The organism is Microbacterium luticocti DSM 19459 (assembly GCF_000422405.1).
In the GTDB taxonomy this organism is placed as follows: domain Bacteria; phylum Actinomycetota; class Actinomycetes; order Actinomycetales; family Microbacteriaceae; genus Microbacterium; species Microbacterium luticocti.
Genome location: NZ_AULS01000032.1, coordinates 1 through 1,002, shown reverse-complemented (window position 1 = coordinate 1,002; position 1,002 = coordinate 1). Strand labels below are relative to the sequence as shown.

The 1,002-nt window shown below is 55.8% G+C and carries 1 rRNA gene; it reads right to left on the bottom strand.

Features of this window, described 5'->3' with window-relative positions:
- Window positions 1-977, bottom strand: a 23S ribosomal RNA gene (locus H577_RS0112695); the annotation flags it as partial.
- Window positions 978-1,002: the final 25 nt, after the last annotated feature.

The window sequence follows — 1,002 nt, the reverse complement described above, 5'->3', positions numbered from 1 at the left end:
GGGCCCATCGGCCATCCAGTAGCTCTACCTCCGGCAAGAAACACGCAACGCTGCACCTAAATGCATTTCGGAGAGAACCAGCTATCACGAAGTTTGATTGGCCTTTCACCCCTATCCACAGCTCATCCCCTCAGTTTTCAACCTAAGTGGGTTCGGCCCTCCACGACGTCTTACCGTCGCTTCAGCCTGGCCATGGATAGATCACTTCGCTTCGGGTCTAGGACATGCGACTGAACGCCCTGTTCAGACTCGCTTTCGCTACGGCTACCCCACCCGGGTTAACCTCGCCACATATCACTAACTCGCAGGCTCATTCTTCAAAAGGCACGCTGTCACCCCTGCAAAGGAGGCTCCAACGGTTTGTAAGCAAACGGTTTCAGGTACTATTTCACTCCCCTCCCGGGGTACTTTTCACCTTTCCCTCACGGTACTCGTCCGCTATCGGTCATCTGGGAGTATTCAGGCTTATCAGGTGGTCCTGACAGATTCACACGGGATTTCTCGGGCCCCGTGCTACTTGGGATACTTCGCAACGCCAAGACACAACATTTCGGCTACAGGGCTATCACCTGCTACGGCCCGCCTTCCCAGACGATTCGCCTATGCACGCTTGTCACGCCGGCCGTCCGGCAGAACGGCCACACAAAGTCCCACAACCCCCAACATGCAACGCCCGCCGGCTATCACACACATTGGGTTTGGCCTCTTCCGGTTTCGCTCGCCACTACTCACGGAATCGCTTTTGCTTTCTCTTCCTGTGGGTACTGAGATGTTTCACTTCCCCACGTTCCCTCTACCCGCCCTATACATTCAGACGGGAGTCACCGGGTCGGCACGCCGCCCGGCGGGGTTTCCCCATTCGGACACCCTCGGATCAAAACTCGCTTATCAGTTCCCCGAGGCTTATCGCAGATTGCTACGTCCTTCTTCGGCTCCAGATGCCAAGGCATCCACCGTTTGCTCTTAAAGACTTGAAATCACATGAGCACGACCCACCCAAAA